This is a genomic window from Corynebacterium sp. HMSC11D10, assembly GCF_001806995.1.
Lineage (GTDB): Bacteria > Actinomycetota > Actinomycetes > Mycobacteriales > Mycobacteriaceae > Corynebacterium > Corynebacterium coyleae.
In genome coordinates, this window is record NZ_KV787052.1 from 38,561 (window position 1) to 39,001 (window position 441).

Annotated in this window: 1 protein-coding gene; it reads left to right on the top strand. The window is 60.5% G+C overall.

What is annotated here, in order from left to right:
* The coding region (locus HMPREF3120_RS12120; protein ID WP_168156409.1) for an HNH endonuclease signature motif containing protein at positions 1-441 on the top strand (441 nt) is incomplete at both ends.

Below are 441 nucleotides of genomic sequence, written 5' to 3' on the forward strand. Positions count from 1 at the left end.
CGGAACTGCCACCAGCCGGCCAGATGGCTGATGCACTCATGGATATCTTGCGCGGCGATGGCGATGGTGGTGGAGTGCCGCATGCAGTACCACGGCCGATCATTATGGTGCCGCTTCCCGAATGGACGCGTATCCAATCTGGTGGAGGCGATGAGGTCACGCTCACGCTGACTGATGGCACGACGATGACAGGTGCGGAGTTTCTCGCGCAGCAATTCGGCGACGAGCTGGAAGTCGCGGCGTTTCACCCGACCGAGGGTGCAGTCAACCTGTATCGCACGCAGCGGTTTGCAAATAGTAAGCAGCGCGCGTTGGCATCGATGATGTCGCCAACCTGTCCGGTGCCGGATTGCCGGCATGGAGCTGACAACTGCGACATGCACCATATCCACGCCTGGCGGCATGGTGGGGAAACCAACCTGGCCAACCTCGTGCCGTTAT